The following is a 16,946-nucleotide window of genomic DNA, read 5'->3' as shown; positions in this document are numbered from 1 at the left end:
CTCCGGCTGGGAACGGGTTCAGGCCGCCTGCGAGGCGGGTCGGGGGTCGGGCACGGCCCGCAGCCTGCGGCCCCGGGCAGGAGCCGCCTGGAGGCCGGGCGAGACGAGCACCTTCTGGAGCGCGGCGAGCAGCAGGTCGCACGCGATGGCGAGCGCGGCGACGAGTATCGAACCGCCGATCATCTGCGGGAAGTCGCGCACGGCGAGGCCGTCGACGATGAACCGGCCGAGCCCGCCGAGTGCGACGTAGGCGGCGATCGTGGCGGTGGAGATCACCTGCAGCACCGAGCTGCGGATGCCGCCGACGACGAGGGGCAACGCGTTGGGCAGCTCCACCCGGAACAGCACGTCGCGCCCGCGCATGCCCATGCCGCGCGCCGCGTCGACCACCGCGCTGTCGACGTTGCGCACCCCGGCGTAGGTGCCGGCGAGAATCGGGGGGACGGCGAGGATGACCAGCGCGATCAGTGGCCCGATCAGGCCGATCCCGATCGCTCCGACCAGCAGCACGAGCAGGCCCAGCGTGGGCAGCGCGCGCAGGCCGTTGGCCAGCCCCACCACCAGGAAGCCACCACGGCCGGTGTGCCCGATCCAGGCGCCGAGCGGCACCGCCAGCACCAGCGCGATCGCCATGGTGATGGCCGTGTAGCCGATGTGCTCCATCAGGCGCTGGAACACGCCGCCCTGTTCGGTCCAGTTGGTGGGGTCGAAGAGCCATCCGAAGTAGTTCATGCCGCGCTCCTCGCCGTGGACACGGGCCGGCTCCACGGGGTGAGCAGGCGCCCGATGCCCACCAGCGCGCCGTCGACGACCAGCGCCATCACGAGCACCAGCACGATCCCGGCGATGATCTCCTGCGGGATGCTCCGCTGGAACCCGTCGGTGAACATCTTGCCGAGCCCGCCGAACCCGATCACCGAGCCGACCGTGACCAGGCTGATCGAGGACACCGCGGCCACCCTGATGCCGGCCACCACGACCGGCACCGCAAGGGGCAGCTCGACCGCCAGGAAGCGGCGCACCGGCCGGTAACCCATGGCCGTGGCCGCGTTGACCACCACGGCAGGCACGGCCGAGAGCGCGTCGGCGACCGTGCGGACCAGCAGGGCGACCGTGTAGACCGTGAGCGCCACGATCACGTTGATCGGGTCGAGGATCTGCGTGCCGAGCAGCGGCGGGAGGATCACGAACAGCGCGAGCGACGGCACGGTGTAGAGCAGGCCGGCCACGTTGATCGTGAACGTGCGCCCGATGCCCGTGCGGTTGGCCAGCCAGCCCAGCGGGAGCGAGAGAACGACCCCGAGCACGACAGGGACGAGCGCGAACACCAGGTGTTCCAGGGTCAGGTCCCAGATCAGCTCGAGATTGCCCAGTACCCACGTCATCGGCGCGCGCCTCTCATGCCGCCGCCGGATCGGGCCGGGCGTCCTCGAGTGCGCGCAACACGTCGTCGGCGCGCACCGAGCCGGCCACGCTCCCATTGCCGTCGACGGCCACCCCCTGGCCGGACGGCGACGAGAGCGCGGCGTCGAGCGCGCTGCGCAGCGACCCCGACTCCACCTCGTAGAGCGAACCGCCGGGGATGAGGTGCTCGTGCTCGACGGCGAGGCCGCCGTCGCGCCCGGACCCGTGGATCCAGCCCAGCGGCTGCCGCGCGCCGTCGACGACCAGGACCCACCCCGCCCCGTCGGGAAGCGAGTCGCCGAGCGTGACCGTGGGCAGCTCGCCCAGCGGCAGCGCGGCCGAGGACAGGAAGCCCAGCCCGCGGTAGCCGCGGTCACGCCCGACGAAGCCGTCGACGAAGTCGTCGGCCGGGCGGGCGAGCAGCCTGCCGGGCTCGTCGTACTGCGCGAGCAGCCCGCCGGTGCGGAACACCGCCACCTTGTCGCCGAGCTTGACCGCCTCGTCGATGTCGTGGGTGACGAAGAGGATGGTCTTGCCCAGATCGGCCTGCAGCCGCAGCAGCTCGTCCTGCAGGTTCTCCCGCACCACCGGGTCGACCGCGCTGAACGGCTCGTCCATCAGCAGGATCGGCGGGTCGGCCGCCAGCGCCCTGGCCACGCCGACCCGCTGCTGCTGCCCGCCCGAGAGCTGCCCGGGGTAGCGCCGGGACATCTCCGGAGCCAGGCCGACGACCTCCATCAGCTCGGCGGCACGCTGCCGGGCCTTCGCCTTGGACCACCCCAGCAGCAGCGGCACCGTGGCGATGTTGTCGAGGATCGTGCGGTGCGGGAAGAGCCCCGCCTGCTGGATGACGTAACCGATGCCACGGCGCAGGTCGGCGGCGTCGGCTGCCATGATGTCGTGTCCGTCGATCGTGATCGTGCCCTCAGTGATCTCGATCATCCGGTTGACCATCCGCAACGACGTGGTCTTGCCACATCCCGACGGACCGACGAAGACCGTGATCTTCCCGGCGTCCAGCGTGAGGTCGAGGTTGTCGACTGCGATGGTGCCGTCGGGGAAGCGCTTGGTCACGCCCCGGAACTCGATCATCCGGGAGACCTCCGTGTTCACCGACGACCTCTTGCCGGTCGCCGCGTCACACGAGGCTATCCCGCTCCACCGACAGCCGCGACAGATCGTGCCCCGACCGAGATCGACCAGGCGCTCCTAGGTGGCCGGGGTGGCGGGGGTGGCCGATGCCGGTGTGGGGATCCGGCCCTGCAGCAGCACGTCACGAAGCCGCACGGCAGGCAGCGGCCGGGAGAAGAGCCATCCCGGGTAGGCGTCGACGCCGATGCCGCGCAGCACGTGGAACTGGTCGGCGGTCTCGACACCCTCGGCCACGGTGGTGCGGCCCATCGCCCTCGCCATGTCGACGACCGCGCGGGCCACCGCGAAGTCGGCGGGACAGTCGGCGATGCCGGTGACGAACGACCGGTCGACCTTGACGATCTGCGCGGGGAGCTCCTTCAGCCTCGCGAGGGAGGAGTACCCCGTGCCGAAGTCGTCGACGGCGAACCGCAGCCCACGCTCCACCAGCTCGGCCATCGCGGCCAGCGCGTGCGGCGGCAGCGCGACGAGGCTGGTCTCCACCAGCTCCAGGACCAGCCGGTTCCAGGCCAGCCCGGCGTCGATCAGCGTGTCGCTCACCACGGTGAGGAAGTCGACCTCGCTGGGCAGCAGTCCCGCCAGGTTGATCGCGACGGCCGGCTTGCGGCCGCGGTGCTCCGGCCAGCCCGCCGCCTCGCGCGCGGCCGTCCGCAGCACCCACAGGTCCAGCTCGCGCAGCAGGCCGCTGCGCTGCGCGACCGGCAGGAAGTCGGCGGGCGAGATGAGCCCCCGGTCCGGGTGCGGCCAGCGGACCAGCGCCTCGGCGGAGAGCACCGTGCCGTCCGGGCCGACAACCGGCTGGTACTCGAGCACGAGCGAGTCACCCGCGATGGCCTCGCGCAGCTCGGCCTCGAGATCCAGGGCCTGGGTCGCGGAGCTCATGATGCCGTCGGTGGCCATCCCGATGGCGCCGCGGCTCTGGCGCCGCTTCGCGTCGTGCATCGCGGCCTCCGCGAAGCGGAGCAGGTCGGCGGCGCGCGCCTCGCCCGTCGGGAGTGACGTGGCGAGCCCGACCGACGCGGTGAGCTGCACCGGCCTGCCGTGCACCGTGATCGTGGTGGTCAGCAGGTCGGCGACCACCTTGGCGAGTAGATCCGGACCTCCCACCTCGGTGTGGTCGGAGCAGATCACCACGAACTCGTCACCCGAGAGCCTGCCGGCGGTGCAGCTCACCGGGAGCTCCCGCTGCAGCCGCCCCGCCAGGGTGAGCAGCAGGTCGTCGCCGGCCTCGTAGCCGAGTGAGGAGTTGACCCTGGCGAAGTCGTCGAGGTCGCCGCACACCACCGCCACCCGGTACCGGGACGCCCCGGTGAGGAGCCGGTCCACCAGCTCGAGGCAGGCCGCCCGGTTGGGCAGGCGGGTCAGCTCGTCCACCGTGCCCGCGCTCCGCAGCACCTCGGCGGCCCGCCGCCGGTCGGAGATGTCGGTGCACGCGACCAGCCAGAACCAGCCACCGTCGTCGGCGGAGGTGACGGACACCGCCATCTCGCACCACACGGTGGTGCCGTCACCGCGCCGCAGTGGCGCGGCACCGACCCGGTAGGCGTGGCCGGCACCGGGCGGTACCGGTCGCAGCCAGCCGGGAAGCACCGGGCCGCCGTCCGCCGCGGGCACCTCGGCGGGCCAGGTGTCCGGGATCAGCAGCTCGTCGACCGACAACGCGGCCGCCTGGATCCCGCGCAGCCGCTCCAGCGAGGTGTCGAGCAGCCGGCACAGGCCCGGGTTCGCGTCGACCACCCGGCCCGACGGGTCCACCAGCGCGACACCGGACGGGACGATGGACATCAGGTCGGCGAAGCGCTGACCCGACAGCTCGACCCGCCGGCGCGCCAGCCGTTCCGCGCTCACGTCGTGGACGACCCCGACCAGCCGCACCGGGGTGCCGTCATCGGAGCACTCCACCTCGGCCCGGCAGCTGAGCATCCGGTTACCGGGCAACGGCAGGTCCAGGTGATGGTCCCCGGCGCGCGCCCCCGAACGCAGGCTCTGGCACAGCAGGGCCACCTGCTGGCCCTCGACCGGCGCCGACCCGGCGCCGTCGGGGTCCACGCCGAGCGAGCGGTAGAGCTCCTGCAGCGTCTCGCTGCGGTGCAGGGTGGACGTGGCCAGGTCGAACGTCCAGGTGCCCACCCGCGCCAACCTCTCCAGCTCCGCGGTCCAGCCCGGGTCCACCACGCGGCTCGCGAGAGCCGAGCAGTCGTCCAGCTCGACCAGCACGACGGCCGACAGACCGGCGCCCGGCAGCTCCCAGCGGACCACCCGCACCCGCACCCGGCTGCCGTCCACGCGGACCAGCCGGGCGTCGGCGTCCGGGCCGACGACGAGCTGCGACAACGTCAGCCCGAACAGACCGCCGCCCGGCTCGTGCCCTCCCCGCATGGCGTCGGCGGGATGGACGGCCGGACCGTCCGTGTCCCGGCCGGACAGCCGCAGCAACGCGGAGTTGACGCGCAGGATGTGCTCGGCGCTGTCACAGACGAGCGCGGGAGCGGCCGGCAACGGCACGATCTCCGGCCCCGCGGTGGCGTGCGGAAGCAGGCTGCTGCCGAACACGGCGTCCCGCAGGGCCGGGAGCACGTGGGACGCGCTCCGGCCGGCGGCGGGCTCGCCGAGCTCGGCCAGCTGGACGGCGCGCGGGTCGGCGGTGGACCCCGGCGCACGGTCCCCCGCACCCGCATCCCCGCTCCGCTCCCCCTCCGAGCGCTGCGGGACGGCGGCCGTGGCGCGCGCCGCGCGGGCGAGGAACATCGCCGCCCGCGGGTGCATCTCACGGCCGAAGACCGCGTGGCGCGAGCGGAGCAGATCCGCCCGAGCCGCGGCTTCGGTGATCAGCCGGTCGGCCTCGTTCGGCCCAGCCGCCTGCCCACCCGCCGAACCCTCACCTGATTGGTGCCCGAGCTCATCCACGTGGCCCCCTGCGGTCATGGCGTCTATCTCACCGGGTCAACGACGCCGAATCGCGCTCGATCTGGACGACCGCCCAAACGGCCTACCTAACGTTGAGGACGAGAACCCGCTGGTCAGCACCGTGTGTCACCGGTGCATCCATGTGGGGGTGGCGCGGTAAGGATGGGTTACCCGGCTGCCGCCGCTGTCACTGCTCGTCAGTTCTGACCGGAACGGCCGTACGGCTCAGGGGCGCGGGTTGCTGCGCAGCCGTCCGGGCCGCGGCCACAGCCGCCAGCCCACCACGGCGAGCACCTCGGCCTCCCCCAGCCCGCGCGAGTCGGTGGAGCCGTAGGGGTTGTCGCCGAGCACCCACCACCCGGTGCCCGCACGGCGCACCGCCCGCTTCACCGACAGCTGCCCGGGACGCGCGGCCCACCGCACCAGCACCACGTCCCCCGGACGGGCGGCGGCGCCGAACCGGGCGAGCACCACATCGGCGTCACGCAACGTCGGCGACATCGACGGACCCCGTACGGCGACCCTCCGCCAGCGCACGCGCACCCCCTCGCCGCTCTGCTGCGGCAGAACTCCCAGAGTAGTGTCGGACGTGCCAGAACGATCACCAACCAGGGAGGACCCATGCGGCTGCTGTCCCGCATTCTCCGCCCGCGGCTGGAGGCCACCGCGCACTGCGACCTCCCCTGCGGCGTGTATGACCCGGCTCAGGCCCGCATCGAGGCCGAGTCGGTCAAGGCCATCCAGGAGAAGTACCAGAGCAACGAGGACCCCGAGTTCCGCACCCGGGCCATCCTGATCAAGGAGCAGCGCGCGGATCTCGTCAAGCACCACCTGTGGGTGCTGTGGACCGACTACTTCAAGCCGCCGCACTTCGAGAAGTACCCGGAGCTGCACGAGCTGTTCAACAAGGCCACCAAGAAGGCCGGCGGCGGGGCCGACGGCGCCAAGTCCTCCATGGACCCGGCCACCGGCCAGGACCTGCTCGACCTCATCGCCCAGATCGACAAGATCTTCTGGGAGACCAAGTCGGCTGCCTGATCCAGGCGCTGAACGGCGCTGACCAGCGGGAGCACTCTTCCGCAGGTCAGCGCCGTTTTCGTTGTCGGGCGACCTTCGACGGCCCACGTTCGCAGATATCCATCAAGTGAGATTGATGCATCAATCCTGTTGGATGTATGGTCCGATTCATGGTCTTCCCGGGTCGAGCCACCGACCCACCGGCGTTCGCGCGGCTGGCCGCCCACCCGCTGCGCTGGCGACTGCTGGCAGAGCTCGCCGACAGCGACTATCGGGTCCGCGAGCTGGTTGCACGGGTCGACCAGCCGCAGAACCTGGTCTCCTACCACCTGCGGCTGCTGCGCGACGGCGGCCTGGTCACCTCCACGCGCAGCAGCTTCGACGGCCGGGACAGCTACTACCACCTGGACCTGGACCGCTGCGCGGACGCGCTGACCGACAGCGGCGCCGCGCTGCACCCGGCGCTGCGCCGAACCACCGCACCGATCTCTCCGGTTGAACCGCGACGGTCCCGACGTATCGCCGTGCTGTTCGTGTGCACCGGCAACAGCGCCCGCTCGCCGATCGCCGAAGCTCTGCTGCGCCACCACACTGCTGACCACGTCACCGTGACCAGCGCCGGGAGCCGGCCCAAGGGTGAGTTGCATCCCGACACCGTCCGGGTGCTGCGCGAGACGTTCGGCATCGATGTCTCCCGTCAGCGCCCTCAGCACCTGGACACCCTCGCCGGCCGCAGTTTCAACCATGTGATCACCTTGTGCGACCGGGCTCGTGAGGCCTGCCCGGAGTTCCCCCACCACCCGCGGCGGGCGCACTGGAGCATCCCCGACCCAGCCACGGCCGACGGTGGCGATCAAGCCGGCTACCCAGCTTTCCAGCGCATCGCAGGAGAGATCGACACCCGCGTCAGACACCTGCTGCCTGTCCTGACCGCCACCGACCGTTCGGAGGTTCAGCAATGACCGCACCCGAGCAGTACGCCAGCGTCCGATACATCGTCACCGACGTCCAGGCGGCCATCGACTTCTACACCACCCATCTCGGCTTCACGCTGAACACCAGCGCTGCACCCGCATTTGCCGACGTGGTCCGTGGCCCGCTCAGGCTGCTGCTGTCCGGACCCGCCAGCTCCGGCGCCCGCGCCACCCCCGACGACGCCGCAACCGCGGGCCGCAACCGCATCCACCTCATCGTCGACGACCTGGATGCCGAGATCGACAGGCTCCGCAGCGCAAGCCTGCCCCTGCGCAGCGACCTGGTCACCGGCCCCGGCGGGCGCCAGATCCTGCTCGCCGACCCCGACGGCAACCTGATCGAGCTGTTCCAACCCGCGCACCGGCCCGGCGCACCCACATCGGCCACACCCTGACCGAGGAGATGCTGCATGGCCGACGACTTACACCTTGCCCGGCGATTGGGCACCGCCGACGCAGTGATGATCGGGCTCGGCTCGATGATCGGCGCGGGGGTGTTCTCGGCGTTCGCGCCGGCTGCTGCCGCGGCAGGGGCAGGCGTGCTGGTCGGTCTACTGCTCGCCGCCGTCGTCGCCTACTGCAACGCCACCGCCTCAGCACAGCTGGCGGCGCAGTATCCGACGTCGGGAGGCACGTACGTCTACGGGCGTGAGCGGCTGGGCCCGTGGTGGGGGTTCTTCGCCGGCTGGGGGTTCGTGGTCGGCAAGACCGCAAGCTGTGCCGCGATGGCGTTGACCTTTGCCGCCTACGTGGTGCCCGTCGCCTGGCAGCGCCCCGTTGCGGTGGCCGCGGTGGTGAGTCTGGCAGCAGTGAACTATCGCGGCGTGACGCGCACCGCGCGACTCACGCGCATTCTCGTCATTATCGTCCTGTCCGTCCTCGTGTTGCTGTTGGTGGCGGGCTGGGTCGCCGGAAAGCCGGATCCGGTGCGACTCTCCTTGACCTCCGAGCACATCGGTGTCTATGGAGTGCTGCAATCAGCAGGTTTGCTGTTCTTCGCCTTCGCCGGCTATGCCCGCATCGCCACCATGGGCGAGGAGGTCCGCGATCCCGAGCGCACGATCCCCCGGGCGATCCTGCTCGCGCTCGGGATTGCCGTCGCCGTCTACGCCGCGGTTGGAGTGACGGTTCTGGCGGTCCTGGGTACCGACCGACTCGCGGGGTCCAGCGCCCCGCTGGTCGAGGTCGCCAGGTCCACTGGCTGGGGCTGGACCGTCCCCATCGTCGCCGTCGGCGGCGCGGCCGCGTCGCTCGGGGCCCTCCTCGCGCTCATCGCCGGGATCGGCCGCACCACACTGGCCATGGCGCGCGAAGCAGATCTGCCGCGCTGGCTGGCCGCCGTGCATCCGGTGCATCAGGTACCGCACCGCGCGGAGATCGTCGTCGCGGCCATCGTGTCGCTGCTCGTCCTGACCGTCGACCTGCGTGCAGCGATCGGATTTTCGTCATTCGGCGTCTTGCTCTACTACCTCACCGCGAATATCGCCGCGTACACCCAGGAGCGCCAGCAGCGGCGCTTCCCGAAGGCTCTGCAGATCCTCGGGGCGATCGGCTGCGTCGTACTCGTCGCGGCGCTCCCGTGGCAAGCCGTCCTCGGCGGAGTGGCCGTGTTCGCACTCGGCGCCGTCTACAAGGCGGCAAGGGCACTACGAGCCCGACATTGACCGAGGGGTCACGGCAGCAGCTCGTCGGCGCTGCGGGGTTCTGTGCGCTGCTGCTCGTTGAGCTTGTGGCGAAGGATCGAGGAGTGGCGGTAGACCTTCTTGCGTGCGCGCATGATGTTGCCGAGGGGCGCGTGCTCGGCCGTCACCCGCCACGGCGTGAAGGAGAGCGCATCCATCTTCTCGAGGTTGCCGTCACCTGAGATGTCCTGCTGTGGGATCCGCAGCGTGGCCACCGTGATGAACGGAGAGAGCCGCTCGGGCCACTCCACGGTGACGTCCTCGACCGGCATCCGCTCCAGATCGGTACACAGCTGGACCTGGATGTCGAAGGCATACGGGCGTTCCGACAGCTCCGCCACCAAGGCCGGCCGGAAGACCTCCGCCGCCGACGTCGGGTCGATGCGGCGCCGGACCACGGCGTCGGCGAAGGAGGGGTCGGGGGCGATGCGGACCTTGGCCATGTAGTCGCCGTGCCGGACCGCGCCCATGGTCCAGTAGGTCGACAGCAGCACGTTCATCGGTGATATCTGGGACAGCCGGAGGAATGCCAGGAACTCGTCCCATGCCCAGTCCTCCGGGTCGAGCGTCCCCTTCCCGGTCACGAAGTCACGGAAGAAGCGATGGGCTCCGGGCCGGCCCTGGGCGAAGTAGCTCGGCGCTTCGAGGAAGAGGTCCTGGATGAACAGGTAGTGGTCGACCGTGTTGCAGAAGAAGATCGGTCCGTTGATGTTGGTGTAGTCGAAGGTGCGGGTGTCGGGCTCGTCCGCCAGCAGAGTCGGGCCGTCGATGTCGAAGATCTTCAGCGCCAGCCCGGTCGCGCTGCCGAGCCGCGCGTCCGCTCCGGCGTGGGGGGAACCGTTGGAGAACCGGATCAGTGCGTCATGTCGTCCCGGGGTGGCGTAGATGCCCTGCGCGTACTCGTCGGGGAGCCCACCCAGGATCTCGACCTCCCCCCGGACGAGGCCATACCCCTTGGCATGGGCGTCGCGGACGGCCCGGCCGGTGGCGCCGGCCGCGACGGACTCGGCGATGTAGCGCTCTGTCTTCTCGATGACCGTCTGCAGGTCCTCGTCGAACCGGGGTTCAACGGTCTCGACGTCCGCCGTGTAGGGAACGAACTGTGGTGCCATGTCCTCGACCGGTCCTCTCTGCGGTTTCCGCGGACGCCGTGGTGTCGACCTGGCGGTGCGGGACGGTCGTTCGGAGCCTCATCGGGCGCTCACGCCTGCCCGGAGGCCGCCGGCTGATCCGTCCCCGGGATGACCTTGGCGCGTTTACCGAACTCTCCTGCCGTCGGGAACAGGACGACCATTCCCACGAGTCCCGCTGCGGCCACATAGACCAGTACGTTCGGCTGGCCGGCGAAGTTGCTCGTCGCGATGATGAAGGCGGCCGACAGGTTCCGCTGGCCCGTACCCAGTGCCAGTACCTGCTTCGTGCTCGTGCGCGGACCACCGAGTACGTACCCCGCCAGGACCGCGATCACGATGAACAGCAGCGTGGCGATGATGGCTCCGGTGCCGAACAGGGCGATCACATTCCTGAAGTTCAGCGCCAGCATCAGCACCAGAAGCAGCACCAGGCTGATCGTCGAGATCTGCGCCATTGCCGGCTGCATAGCCTGCGCGATGCCCTCGTATCGAGCCTTGATGAGCAGCCCGACGACCAGCGGCACCAGCATCGTCACAATCAGGGACAACGCGATTTCCAGGGCACTGACCTCGATTCCCGGCAGCAGCAGCGGCAGTACGAGCGGCAGGTAGACGATCGTCACCAGCATCAGAATCGTCATCAGTCCCACGGCGAACGCGATGTCCGCCTTGGCGATCTGGGCGAGTTTGGGCAAGAACGGTGCGCCGGCTGCGGTGCCGATCAGCAACAACCCGATCTGCACGTCCTGGTCGAGCGGGATGACCCTGGAGAGGCCGAACGCGACCGCGGGGACGACGACGAAGTTCACGGCCAGGGACAGGGCCACCAACCGCGCATTCCGGAGCGGCGCAACGATCTGGGAGACGGTGAGACTCAGGCCCATGCCCAGCATGCTCGTCACCACGAAGGCGAGGGTGAACAGGCTCTGCAGTGTCTGCAACACGCTCATGGCGATCTCCCATCACGGTGCCACCCGCCGGCCATGGCCGTCAGGTGTCCAGCTCGGAGAGCCAGCGCAGCGCACGCAGACCCGGCAGGAAGCAGTACTCGCCACCCCGCGTCACCACGAAGCTCGGCATGTCCTGCAGGCGCCGCCGGATCGGCCGCTGCGGGATGGTGACGCTGCCCGTCCCGTCGTGGTGCCCGGCCACCGGGTCCTTCTCGCCCGAGTACCCGATGAAGTTCCCGTCGTTGACCCATTCCGACTTGATGAACTCGAACTGCCGGTCCAGGTGGGCGCCGATGAAGACTCCGATGAGGCCTCGATCGGCGCCGTCGTCCTCGAGCACGCCCTCCGGCAACGGCGGGCCGTAGGTGGTGCCGCGACGGATGATGTGGTGCAGCCGCGCCGCCCCGATGATGTCGGCATCGCGCGGGTTGACCCGTCGGATGTGCGCCCCGGCGGGACATCGGAAACCGCGATCGTCGTTCTCCCGGTAGAGGAAGTCGTTGTTGCGGCGCGGATCGTTGCCCAGTTCCGCATCGTCGTGGTCGGGGGACAGGGTCAACGGTGCCCCGCTCGGCCAGCGCCCGATCATCTTCGCCGCCAGCAGTGCCTCCTCCTCCGGACTCGATGTGTTCTTGGTCAGGTACTGACGCCAGGCCGCCACCTTGGTGTGGATCTTGCGGACGGCCAGGTACGTGCCGTTGCGTCCCAGCACGTCGGGCTGCGGCATGGGCGGCAGGTTCCCGGTCTCATCGGGATAGCCGAGGATGAACTCGCCGGCCTTGAGCGGGGCCTCCTGCGGATTGGTGCCGAGCACTCCGCTGCCCTCGATGCCCGGATGGCTGATCCCGTCGCGAAAGCCGAGCGTGGTGCGCCCGGTCGGGAGCTGGCGGATGTCCTGCTGCCAGATCACCTCGACACCGGACGTCTCCTGGTAGGCGGTACGGACCCGCTCCAACGCCTTCTCCAGACGGGCCGCATCGGGCGAGAGCGCACTCACCACGAGGTGAACATCGGACGTGCCGAAGGGTGGCTCCCACCGGGCGGGATCGCTCTCGCCGACGTCACCGATCAGTTCGGCTCGGGCCGCCATCCCCTGCCGGAACGGAAGCGGGAAGCTGTCGAGCGAGTCCCGGGGCACCCCGAGGGCGCGTAGACCCTGGTGGGTGACGGCCACGGAGGCCCAGGCATCGTGATCGGGATCGGCGCCGGCGAGGCCACCGTCGACCGCGGGAAGCAGCCGCCGCAGCATGGCGCGGCCGTCCCGCCGGTCGTCGACGCGGAGGACGAAGAACTTCCCCACGTACGGCGACGGCCGGGGGCGCAGCGCTCCGCTCTGGATGTCGTCGATCTCCAGGCTCACGCTCGGTACGTCGGTTGCCTCCGCGCTCATGACTGTCGTTTCTCCCCAGGTACGTCACATCGATCCACTCAGGGTGGGTTCGGCGAGGTCAGCCCGCGGCTTGGTCGAGCAGTTTCTGGAAGGCCGGCGAGGCCAGCAGCTCCTTGTTGGCCGGATTTTCGAGCGCCGCCTGGAACTCCGAGCTGTCGAGCACCGCCTGGAACGCCTCGTTCACTCTCTGGTCTTTCCAGATCTGCTTGACGGTGAGGTCGGGATAGGAGCTGACGAAGACGAGCGCAGGCTCCTGCTGGGCGACGAACCACTCCTTCACGTTGGGATCCTTGACGCCGGGGAACCCTTCCGTGTGGGAGAAGACCCGGTCGAACCTCTCCCCCACCACCGTCGTCGCGAAGTCGTCGATGTAGGTGTCCCAGGACCCGTCGAAGACACTGGCGAACAGCAACTGCGTGTCGTTGTCGAAGATCACGTGCCGCGCGTCGTGCAACGTGCCGATCTGTCTCAGCGCGGCCCGGTCGCCCGTCCCCATTGCGTCCATGAGTTCGTCGAGCACCTCACGCAGTTCATCCGCGTGGCCCGGCTTGATCCTGCAGAAGACGGTGAACTCGCCCGCCACCCCGTCCGTCCGGCCCGGTCGCTCCGGCTGAGCAGACTGGGTCGCTCCTCCCATGGCCGCCATGAAATCCCTCCGCAACATCTCGTGACCTTTGCCGAAGTCACGAGATGTTGCCCGTGCCGACCGACCCCCACGCCACCTGATAGAGGTGATTCCCGGGGTGAGCGCCGGTAAGCCGCGGGGGGCCGGCCTGCGCCGGGTGCTCACCTACGCGTGCGCGATCTCATCGATCTGGCAACGCCCGACAGCGGTGGCGCGGGGGATCATCGCCGAAAGGCGGACGGGTTGGCGAGGTACCGGTCGAGGTCCGGATCCTCGTGCTCTTCTCTGAACTGGTCCTCGATCGCCCATTGGTCACCGAGTTCGGCGCGCAGCTGGTCGAGTGCGCGCCGCACGGCGGCATTGAAGGCCTGGCACTCCGGCTCGCGCCAAGGCCCCGGGTCGGGCGGGTAGTCCCAGTTCAATGATCTGTCGTACCACTCGATCAACCGGGTCAGCTCATCCCGAAGGGCCGCGCTGATCGGTAGCACCTCCAGGCAGGCCGGATGCCCCCAGTACTCCTGGTCCTGCACCTCTGTCGGCCACAAAACAGCCCCGGACCCCGGATCGAACAAGAATCGAGCCCGCGGCATGGCCGGAAGCCTGGCACAGGGTGAAGGCGAAGCGTCCCGAGCCCTAGGACGGATGCGAGTCGCTCGACTGCCGAGCCCGCGAGGTTCCAGCAGAACGCCGTGCTTGCCAGGCGGTCAGTCGCTCACGGGCTGCTAGGTGGCCACCGGGACCAGACGACCGGCAAGCCCTTCTCAGGGAACCCCCGGCGACCTGACGACGCTTCACGCTCCGATCTCCCGTGAGATGGCGTCCCACATCCAGCCCGGTCTTCTCGTCTTCTGAGACCGACGTGCTTCTACGCGTGCGTGATTGCGTTCGTGAGCGCGCCCGGGTGCTGGGCGCCCGCGCCGATCAACCGCATCGCCGAGCTCAGGCGGTGCTCCCCCCGTTCCACAGCGCGGGCGGCGCCCTCCGCGCGCACCTGGGCCAGCTCACCCGGGTCGGCGAGCAGCTCGACCGTCCGCTCTCGGATCGGGCGGAGCGTCTCGATCACCGCGTCGGCCACGGCCTCCTTCAGCGCGCCGTAGGACGTGAACTCGCCGGCCAGATCCGCCGGCCGGCCACCGCGGCAGCCGGCCAGGATCTCCAGCAGGTTGGCCACTCCGGGGCGCTCCTCCGGCGCGTACGCGACGCCGGTCGACCCGTCCGTCACCGCCCGCCGCACCTTGCGCCGGATCAGGTCGGGCTCGTCCAGCACGAACACCACCCCGGCGGCGTCCCGCGCCGACTTCGACATCTTGCGCTCCGGGTCGGCCAGGTCGCGCACCCGCGCCCCGGTCGGTGGCAGCACCGCCCGTGGCACGGTGAACACCTCGCCGTAGGTGCTGTTGAACCGCCGGGCCAGCGCCCGCGCCAGCTCGACGTGCTGGTTCTGGTCCTCGCCCACCGGAACCTCATCCGCGCCCGGCAGCAGGATGTCCGCGGCCATCAGCACCGGATACGTCAGCAGGCTCAGCCGCACGCCGGGCTGTCCGCTGCCCTTCTCCTTGAACTGGATCATCCGCGCTGCCTCGCCGTAGCTGCAGGTGCACTCCAGGATCCAGGTCAGCGCACCCAGCTCGCGCGCCAGATCCGACTGCACGAACACCCGCTCGGCCGGAATCCCGGACGCCAACAGCACGGCCAGCATCTCGCTGGTCCGCGCCCGCAGCCTGCCCGGGTTGTGGGTGGTCGTCATCGCGTGCAGGTCGGACACGAAGTACAGGTCGTCCGGGCCGCCGTCGGACACCCAGCGCTGGATCGCGCCCAGGTGGTTGCCGAGCTGGGCGTGGCCGGACGGGGTGATCCCGGAGAGTCGCATCGTGTGTTTTCCTCGGGTCGGCGGCCACCCCGCGACGGCCCCGGACACGACGAAGGCCGCCTGCGCGGGCGGCCTGGGAGGGTGTGCTGGGTGTCAGCGCACGTCGGAGGAGCCGCCTGCCGGCGGCCACCAGAACTTCACGATCGTGCGCACTCCGCCAGCCTAGCAGCGCCTTCCCACGGGCCGTGATCATTTCGAGAGTCGTGCGTGCGCCCCTGCGAGGGCGATCAGGCGGATCTCGCGGCGCTGTCGTCGATTCTGTCGGGGGCCGCGGATAGAGTCGAACGTATGTTCGATATCGACACTCACCGGGTGGTGCCGCCATCCGCGCCACTGGCGTGGACCGAGGTCGCTCCCGACGGTATGGCGGTGCTGATCCTCGATCAGGCCGGACCACCCGTGGACGGGTTCGAGGCGCTGGAGCGGATCGGGGCCTGGGAGAAGGTCATCGCCTGGGCACAGGCCCGCCAGTACGCAGAGATCACCCAGTTCGTCGCCGCAGCCGAGACCAACCCCGCCGCGGGTCTGACCGCGGTGCAGGCGGTGGAGTCCGCGCAGGCCGAGGTCGGGATGATGCTGCGCCTCTCGCCCGGCGGCACCGCCTGGCGGGTCGGAGAGGCCCGGCAGCTGGTGGAGCAGTTCCCAGCCACCTTCGCTGCCCTGCAGACCGGGTCGATCACCTTGCCGAAGGCGCGGATCATCGCCGAGGCCTGTACCGACCTGCACCCCGACGCCGCCGCTGCGGTGGAACAGAAAGTGCTCGCGCGGGCGCCGCAGCAGACCACCGGACAGCTGCGGGCCGCGCTGCGGCGGGCGGTACTACGCGCCGACAGCGAGGCCGCCGCCCGGCGGCGGGAACGCAAGCGGCGCGAGCGGGCCGTGGTGCTCTACCCGGAACGCGACGGGATGGCCACCCTGTCGGCCACATTGCCGGCGGCGGAGGCGGTCGGGGTGTTCGCGGTGCTGGATCAGCACGCCCGCGGCTGCGGCAGCGCCGATGAACGCCCGATGGCGGCCCGGCGGGCGGATGCGCTGGTCGACCTGGTGCTACGCGACACCGGGTTCTGCAGCACGGCCGCGCAGCAGACCGCCGCCAGTAGTCCCTCGGCCACCACTGCCCAGACCGGTCCGGAGGAAGGCACCGCTACCGCTGCCCGCTCTGCGGCCCCTCGGTCGACCACAACCGGCACCGCCAGTGCCGGCGTCGGGAACGCTGACCCGGGGAGCGCCGGCCGACTTCTAGGCACGACCGAGCCTGATCCCACCGGTCCTCCAGCAGGGATCGGACCAGCCGCACCCGGCTCCGACCGGCTCCCCGGGCTCGCGCCCCCGGGCGGTGTCCCCACCGTCACCAACAAAGTCTCGATACAGATCCGGGTCACCGTCCCCCTCGACACCCTCCGCGGCGTCTCCGACGAACCCGGTGAGCTCGCCGGCTACGGCCCCATCCCCGCCGACCACGCCCGCCAGTTGGCCGCCGACCCCGACAGCATCTGGCACCGCCTGGTCACCGACCCTCTCAGCGGCGCACTGCTCGACTACGGCACCACCCGCTACCGCCCACCACCGCACCTGACCGAACACGTCATCGCGCGGCACCAGTACTGCCAAGGGCCGGGCTGCCGGGTACCCGCGAACCGCTGCGACCTCGACCACAACATCCCCTTCGACCCCGTCGCGGGCGACGGGCCCACCTCCGCGGCCAACCTCGGCCCCAAATGCCGACCCCATCACCGGTTGAAGGGCATGCCGGGCTGGAGCGTCAGCCAGTACCCCGACGGCACGATCCTCTGGACCACACCCAGCGGCCACACCTACCGCGTCGACCCACCCCCACTCACC

General features: G+C 70.4%; 16 protein-coding genes. 5 read left to right on the top strand and 11 right to left on the bottom strand.

What is annotated here, in order from left to right:
* Positions 1-18: 18 nt before the first annotated feature.
* From HF577_RS16640 to HF577_RS16620, 5 genes are all read right to left on the bottom strand, one after another.
* Complete coding sequence (locus tag HF577_RS16640; protein WP_169396777.1) at positions 19-732, bottom strand: ABC transporter permease; 714 nt, start codon at positions 730-732, stop codon at positions 19-21.
* Entirely contained in the window at positions 729-1,385 is a 657-nt protein-coding gene (locus HF577_RS16635) for an ABC transporter permease (protein ID WP_169396776.1), read from the bottom strand. The genes HF577_RS16640 and HF577_RS16635 overlap by 4 nt, the downstream gene beginning before the upstream one ends.
* A 13-nt stretch (positions 1,386-1,398) precedes the next feature.
* Entirely contained in the window at positions 1,399-2,496 is a 1,098-nt protein-coding gene (locus HF577_RS16630; RefSeq protein ID WP_169396805.1) for an ABC transporter ATP-binding protein, read from the bottom strand.
* A 117-nt stretch (positions 2,497-2,613) separates the two neighbouring features.
* Positions 2,614-5,481, bottom strand: a complete 2,868-nt coding sequence (locus HF577_RS16625) for a putative bifunctional diguanylate cyclase/phosphodiesterase (RefSeq protein WP_169396775.1) — start codon at positions 5,479-5,481, stop codon at positions 2,614-2,616.
* A gap of 207 nt (positions 5,482-5,688) precedes the next feature.
* The gene (locus tag HF577_RS16620) at positions 5,689-6,000 is read right to left on the bottom strand and encodes a S24/S26 family peptidase (RefSeq protein ID WP_312859178.1); all 312 of its coding nucleotides are present in this window, start codon (positions 5,998-6,000) and stop codon (positions 5,689-5,691) included.
* 84 nt (positions 6,001-6,084) lie between these two features.
* Here HF577_RS16620 and sodN point away from each other — a divergent pair, with 84 nt between their 5' ends.
* The 4 genes from sodN (at position 6,085) to HF577_RS16600 (ending at position 9,118) form a co-directional block, all read left to right on the top strand.
* Complete coding sequence (gene sodN, locus HF577_RS16615; protein ID WP_169396773.1) at positions 6,085-6,501, top strand: superoxide dismutase, Ni; 417 nt, start codon at positions 6,085-6,087, stop codon at positions 6,499-6,501.
* 149 nt (positions 6,502-6,650) lie between these two features.
* Positions 6,651-7,442: an arsenate reductase/protein-tyrosine-phosphatase family protein gene (locus HF577_RS16610; RefSeq protein ID WP_169396772.1), complete on the top strand. Its 792-nt coding sequence runs from the start codon at positions 6,651-6,653 to the stop codon at positions 7,440-7,442.
* On the top strand, positions 7,439-7,849 hold the full coding sequence (locus HF577_RS16605) for a VOC family protein (protein ID WP_169396771.1): 411 nt from the start codon (positions 7,439-7,441) through the stop codon (positions 7,847-7,849). The genes HF577_RS16610 and HF577_RS16605 overlap by 4 nt, the downstream gene beginning before the upstream one ends.
* A gap of 15 nt (positions 7,850-7,864) precedes the next feature.
* On the top strand, positions 7,865-9,118 hold the full coding sequence (locus tag HF577_RS16600; protein WP_169396770.1) for an APC family permease: 1,254 nt from the start codon (positions 7,865-7,867) through the stop codon (positions 9,116-9,118).
* A gap of 8 nt (positions 9,119-9,126) precedes the next feature.
* Here the strand turns inward: HF577_RS16600 and HF577_RS16595 are convergent, their stop codons facing one another.
* The 6 genes from HF577_RS16595 to trpS form a co-directional block, all read right to left on the bottom strand.
* Positions 9,127-10,248, bottom strand: coding sequence for a catalase family protein (locus tag HF577_RS16595; RefSeq protein ID WP_169396769.1), 1,122 nt, complete (start codon positions 10,246-10,248; stop codon positions 9,127-9,129).
* Between the two features lie 89 nt (positions 10,249-10,337).
* Complete coding sequence (locus HF577_RS16590) at positions 10,338-11,219, bottom strand: bile acid:sodium symporter family protein (RefSeq protein ID WP_169396768.1); 882 nt, start codon at positions 11,217-11,219, stop codon at positions 10,338-10,340.
* A gap of 40 nt (positions 11,220-11,259) precedes the next feature.
* Entirely contained in the window at positions 11,260-12,609 is a 1,350-nt protein-coding gene (locus HF577_RS16585) for a Dyp-type peroxidase (RefSeq protein ID WP_169396767.1), read from the bottom strand.
* A gap of 58 nt (positions 12,610-12,667) precedes the next feature.
* Positions 12,668-13,255 (bottom strand): hypothetical protein, encoded by a 588-nt coding sequence (locus HF577_RS16580; RefSeq protein WP_211174391.1) that lies wholly within the window; start codon positions 13,253-13,255, stop codon positions 12,668-12,670.
* A 200-nt stretch (positions 13,256-13,455) separates the two neighbouring features.
* Positions 13,456-13,764 carry a hypothetical protein gene (locus HF577_RS16575; RefSeq protein ID WP_211174390.1) on the bottom strand — a complete coding sequence of 103 codons (309 nt, stop codon included), beginning with the start codon at positions 13,762-13,764 and terminating at the stop codon, positions 13,456-13,458.
* Between the two features lie 335 nt (positions 13,765-14,099).
* Complete coding sequence (trpS, locus tag HF577_RS16570) at positions 14,100-15,104, bottom strand: tryptophan--tRNA ligase (protein WP_169396764.1); 1,005 nt, start codon at positions 15,102-15,104, stop codon at positions 14,100-14,102.
* A 288-nt stretch (positions 15,105-15,392) separates the two neighbouring features.
* Here trpS and HF577_RS16565 point away from each other — a divergent pair.
* Positions 15,393-16,946, top strand: a 1,554-nt coding sequence (locus HF577_RS16565) for an HNH endonuclease signature motif containing protein (protein WP_169396763.1), incomplete at its 3' end; no start/stop codon positions are given.

Origin of the sequence: Pseudonocardia xinjiangensis (assembly GCF_012911925.1) — a bacterium.
In the GTDB taxonomy this organism is placed as follows: Bacteria; Actinomycetota; Actinomycetes; order Mycobacteriales; family Pseudonocardiaceae; genus Pseudonocardia; species Pseudonocardia xinjiangensis.
This window is presented reverse-complemented; position numbering and strand designations above follow the sequence as displayed.